This is a genomic window from Microcystis sp. M53603_WE2 (genome assembly GCF_030065435.1).
Map to the genome: position 1 here is coordinate 1 of NZ_JASJFF010000327.1, position 5,217 is coordinate 5,217.

Below are 5,217 nucleotides of genomic sequence, written 5' to 3' on the forward strand. Positions count from 1 at the left end.
ATTAATTGACCGGGTTGCATGGGGTTAATAACTTAGTTGCTACTATTAACAGGGGCTTCCTTGTTGACCACGAAACGGTGAGCCACGGTTTCCGGTTGAATGGCCGACAGCACTACATGACTAGAATCGGTGATGATCACCGCACGAGTCCGTCTTCCGTAGGTAGCATCGATTAAACAGCCTTTATCCCGAGCATCACTGATGATGCGTTTGATAGGAGCCGATTCTGGGCTAACGATGGCGATAACCCGATTAGCGGAAACAATATTACCGAAGCCGATGTTGATCAGTTGTATATCCATAAGTTAACAAAGGTGCAGCCCTTTGTACAAAAGAGTGTGGAGGTATGATTACAATGTTATCGGGAAAGATTTAGCCTTACAACGCTAAAAATAACATTCTTAATCACATTTTAGTATTTTTTCAGGTTTTTTGCGATTTTAATTAAATTTGTTTACACGAGTCTCTATCTTAGGGAGTAAATAGTCCAAAAGTCGGGAAAATTAGGGAATTTTGAGGGTGTGGGGTGATGGGGGAGTGGGGAGCAGGGTGTAGGGTGTGGGGTGTGGGGTGTGGGGTGTAGGGTGATGGGGAGAACAAAGCTGCCTCCTGTCTCCTGTCTCCTGACTGCTGATCACTGATCACTGTTAAGAATGTCCCCGGCAATGGCATGATAATTATGGTGACTAATAAGTATTCTCTATCCTTGGTGGGTGTGTTAGACTATGGGTTTTGCTGATCTATCGATCGCTGATATTGCGGCAGAGTACGATCTGGCCGATGAATCTGTGTTGTCACTTTGCGACCAATTAGGCATCTCCTATAAAGATCGGCAGACTAATCTCGCCCTAGAAGATGCTAAAGCAATTATCTCACTGATTTTATCCCAACGCTCAGGAGTAACCGCCTCTAAAACGGAAACGTCCCCTTGACTTTATTCCCAACTGCGATCTTCTCGGTGTCCGTGATCACTTAGAATCGATCGATACCCTCCCAGAGGAGAAAATTTTTTAGTCACCTTAAAATCCCCTTTCTTGGAACAATTGCGAGTAGGAGAACAATGATCAAACGTTTGATTGTAGCAGCGATCGCTGTAGTCTTTTTTGTATTACAATTCAATCTTAACGGCGCTAGTGCCTTAGAACTCAATGAAAAAACCCTCACCATCACCCTCAATGACGCAGGGGAATCGGTGACTTTGACTTCTGAACAAGCGACGGAAGGACAGAAACTTTTTGTCGCCAATTGTACTAAGTGTCACCTGCAAGGTAAAACCAAAACTAATAATAACGTCAGTTTGGGTCTGGCCGATCTGGCAAAAGCGGAACCTCCCAGAGATAATCTGTTAGCATTGATTGATTATCTAGAACATCCCACCAGTTACGATGGTGAAGATGATCTAAGCGAACTCCATCCCAATGTTAGCCGTCCGGATATCTTCCCAGAATTACGCAATCTGACCGAAGATGATGTGTATAACGTCGCCGCTTATATGTTGGTTGCTCCCCGTCTAGACGAGCGCTGGGGTGGTACAATTTACTTCTAAATTGCCCTCCATATATCTCTCAATCCCTCTAGATTTCTAGGGGGATTTTTGATTAGACAGCAAATAGTTGTAAAAATTCTTTGAGTTCATTTAATACCTCATGCTCAAAGTTCCAAATATGACGTTTGTTTTTCATAACATAATCAAATCCATTCATACTGCATTTCCTGCCAGCTTGTTTTTTGTCTTCTGTGGAACAGGTATCAAATCGTAAATAGTTACTAATCCAAAACTTATCAAAATCTTTGTCTTTAATCGATTTTTCTTGCTTGTTTAAACAATTTCTCCAGTCTTCTAAACAATCCGCATAGGTGGAATCTTGATTTTTAATCTTCTTGAGAACTGTTTCTAGTTCTCCTTGTCCTTCCACATTGGTAAAATAACAAGCAAATTCTGTGATTTGATCTTCTATTGTTGTCAATCTATAAAGCTGACTGGTTTCCCTAATATCTTCCGCTTCTGGATACACCTTTTTCAGACAATCGTTAAGCCAATTTAGTCGCTCTGTCTTAGTATCAGAATCTTGATCGATAATAATACCAACTTTAGGGATAGCTTTTTTACCAAGAGTCGCCTTAATTTCATCGAAAGTGCTGGTTAATTTAGCTTTATCTAAACCCTGTAAACATTTATAGTCATCTTCCTCAAAGCAAATCGGTTTATCTAACTGAATTTTGTTAATATTTAAGTATTTTACTAGGGCTTCGATAAAAATTTTATCATTCTTGCTCTCGACGATTAATAAGTTACTCACCTCTCACCTCATTGCCATGTTTTAAGGCGTACTCTAAAGTGCTTAATTGTCTTTTAATACCAATAATTTTATCAGTTCTGGGACTCCTTGCTAGTTCAAAATAGGCCCCCTGTTCTGGATAATATTCTAACCCCACATCGGCAAAAGCTTGGATCATCTCTAAACTGTGGGTTGTGGCAAAAATTTGGCTATCTAGTTCGATAGCTAATCGGAATAAAGTTTTCCAAATATCTGGGTAAGCAGTATAGTGAAGACCATTTTCTATTTCATCGATAAAAATAATTTTTTTAGGATTGATGAGTAGAGCAAAAATCATCTCTATCAGACGATTAATAGCTTCACCAAACAGAGATATGGGTAGGCGTTTTCTCTCTTTTATTTTCAGATATAAATTTGGTTCACCCAGAAAAAAACTTTCTATTTTTTCAATGGACGGATCGAGAATTTGTAGAGCTTTTAGCACTTCTTCTTCCTGTTCATTAAAAACTATTTTAGTATAGGCCTCGCTCAATTCTTGCAAAGATTTATTGACAGATGCGGCAATGATTACTGGTTCCTCATCACCCCCATTAGGTAAAGCTAGTATCTCCTTAGAACTGGCAATTAAAAAATAGTTCATTTGCTCATCATTTGAGTCATGATCATGGTCAAAACTTGTGTGAATATTTAAGATAGAAATAACTGATTTATCTTTAGCAATAAAATCGTATAATTTTTGCCAGTCTTCAGAGATGCCTAGAACACTATCTTTAAGAGAACCAGAAATCGATATTTTTACCAATTTATCCCCTTGATTAGATTGGGAGCCTTTTAACTCAATAATATTTTTTCTATCAAGATTGAATAATAAATCATCCCAAGCATTTTTGGGAACAGCCCGAACAACTGCTAAAGATTGCCTACGAATGATTCCTCTGATGTAGGGATGAATAGTATTTGGATAGGGATAACTATACAAAAATATTGCCTCTAACAGGGCAGTTTTCCCTGAATTGTTCTTACCACCAATTAAATTAACTCGCTCAAAACCTTCAATTTTGGTATGCTCAAAACATCTAAAATTACTAATTTCAATATCCTTAATCATGTTGACCTCTGGGCTGAATAAGCATAAACTTAGGGGTAGGAATGACCCCGGCAAGATGGGGATTTTTTTACTTAATTCTAGACGAGAATCGCCTCCAACTCTCAAACCGGTGACTATCCCCCACCGAAACTGCCGCCCTAAGAGATAATAGAGACAGGGATTTATTTACATTTCTTCATCATGGCTAGAGACTTACGAGGATTTATTAAGCTTTTAGAAGATCGTGGCCAATTACGCCGCATTAGTGCATCGGTCTCTGCCGATTTAGAAATTGCCGAGATCGCTAATCGGATGCTACAGGTGGGGGGGCCGGCCCTACTGTTTGAAAACGTGCAAGGGGCCGAGTTTCCCGTCGCTATTAACCTCATGGGAACCGTAGAACGCATCTGTTGGGCGATGAACCTGAATAAACCCGAAGAATTGGAAGATTTAGGCAAAAAACTCGCCCTGTTGCAACAACCGAAACCGCCGAAAAAACTCTCCCAAGCGATCGATTTTGGTAAAGTTTTATTTGATGTCCTGAAAGCCAAACCCAACCGTAACTTTTTTCCTGCCTGTCAACAGGTGATTTTAGAGGGGGATGAAGTAGATTTAAAGAAAATTCCGATGATTCGCCCCTATCCGGGGGATGCAGGCCAGATTATCACCCTAGGGCTAGTAATTACCAAAGATTGCGAAACGGGAACCCCTAACGTCGGTGTCTATCGCTTACAGCTACAGTCTCACAATACCATGACCGTCCACTGGTTATCCGTGCGCGGTGGGGCGCGTCACCTGCGAAAAGCGGCACAAATGGGCAAAAAATTGGAAATAGCCATCGCTTTAGGGGTCGATCCTTTAATTATCATGGCCGCCGCCACTCCTATCCCCGTAGATCTCTCAGAATGGCTGTTTGCGGGATTGTACGGCGGTTCTGGGGTACAGTTAGCCAAGTGTAAAACCCTCAATTTGCAAGTGCCGGCCGACGCAGAAATCGTCCTGGAAGGAACAATTACCCCCGGAGAGGTATTGCCAGATGGCCCCTTTGGTGATCACATGGGTTACTATGGCGGTGTGGAAGATTCACCCCTGATTCATTTCCACTGCATGACCCATCGTCGCGACCCCATTTATTTAACCACTTTTAGCGGTCGTCCTCCCAAGGAAGAAGCGATGATGGCCATCGCGCTTAATCGTATTTATACACCGATTTTACGGCAACAGGTGTCAGAAATCAGGGATTTTTTCCTACCGATGGAAGCTTTAAGCTATAAAGCGGCGATTATCTCCATTGATAAAGCCTATCCCGGACAAGCGCGGCGAGCGGCCTTAGCTTTTTGGAGTGCCTTACCCCAGTTCACCTATACTAAATTTGTCATCGTCGTCGATAAGGAGATTAATATTCGCGACCCCCGGCAAGTGGTTTGGGCAATTAGTTCTAAAGTGGATCCGGTTCGCGATGTGTTTATTCTCCCGGAAACCCCCTTTGATAGCCTGGATTTTGCCAGCGAAAAGGTCGGTTTGGGGGGAAGAATGGGAATTGATGCCACCACTAAAATGTATCCCGAAACGGACCACCAGTGGGGGGAACCTTTGGAGTCGGATCCGGCCATGGCGGTCAAGGTTTCCCAACGCTGGTCAGAATACGGTTTAATCGATATTAATTTACAAGAAGTAGATGCCAATAAGTTTGGCTACGAAATGTAGATTTAACTGACTAAATAGGGTCTGCTGAAAAAGTTTTTCCTGGGGGCAGGGTGTGGGGTGTGGGGTGTGGGGTGTGGGGTTTTACCGGTTTTGAGGTGGCCAATTACCTAATTTTCAGGGAAAAAGTCCCGGAATTTTCCCCCC

At 42.0% G+C, this 5,217-nt stretch carries 7 protein-coding genes; 3 read left to right on the forward strand and 4 right to left on the reverse strand.

The annotated features are described in order from the left end of the window. Positions 1–32 precede the first annotated feature (32 nt). Complete coding sequence (gene remA / locus PX481_RS07080) at positions 33–302, reverse strand: extracellular matrix/biofilm regulator RemA (RefSeq protein WP_002737924.1); 270 nt, start codon at positions 300–302, stop codon at positions 33–35. Between the two features lie 169 nt (positions 303–471). After that, entirely contained in the window at positions 472–645 is a 174-nt protein-coding gene (locus PX481_RS07085) for a hypothetical protein (protein ID WP_288094134.1), read from the reverse strand. Positions 646–725: 80 nt separating this feature from the next. Here PX481_RS07085 and PX481_RS07090 point away from each other — a divergent pair, with 80 nt between their 5' ends. Both PX481_RS07090 and psbV read left to right on the forward strand, forming a co-directional pair. Beyond that, positions 726–932, forward strand: a complete 207-nt coding sequence (locus PX481_RS07090) for a hypothetical protein (protein WP_002735525.1) — start codon at positions 726–728, stop codon at positions 930–932. Between the two features lie 128 nt (positions 933–1,060). After that, entirely contained in the window at positions 1,061–1,546 is a 486-nt protein-coding gene (psbV, locus tag PX481_RS07095; RefSeq protein ID WP_002762375.1) for a photosystem II cytochrome c-550, read from the forward strand. 52 nt (positions 1,547–1,598) lie between these two features. Here psbV and PX481_RS07100 read toward each other — a convergent pair whose 3' ends face one another. Then, a complete protein-coding gene (locus PX481_RS07100; protein WP_002762377.1) occupies positions 1,599–2,300 on the reverse strand; it encodes a DUF3226 domain-containing protein in 702 nt (233 codons plus the stop codon). Beyond that, the gene (locus PX481_RS07105; RefSeq protein WP_002762378.1) at positions 2,293–3,387 is read right to left on the reverse strand and encodes an AAA family ATPase; all 1,095 of its coding nucleotides are present in this window, start codon (positions 3,385–3,387) and stop codon (positions 2,293–2,295) included. Before PX481_RS07105 ends, PX481_RS07100 begins: the two co-directional genes overlap by 8 nt. A 180-nt stretch (positions 3,388–3,567) precedes the next feature. On the opposite strand from PX481_RS07105, the gene PX481_RS07110 reads away from it, so the two are divergent. After that, positions 3,568–5,073, forward strand: coding sequence for a UbiD family decarboxylase (locus PX481_RS07110; protein ID WP_288094137.1), 1,506 nt, complete (start codon positions 3,568–3,570; stop codon positions 5,071–5,073). The last annotated feature ends 144 nt before the right edge of the window (positions 5,074–5,217 follow it).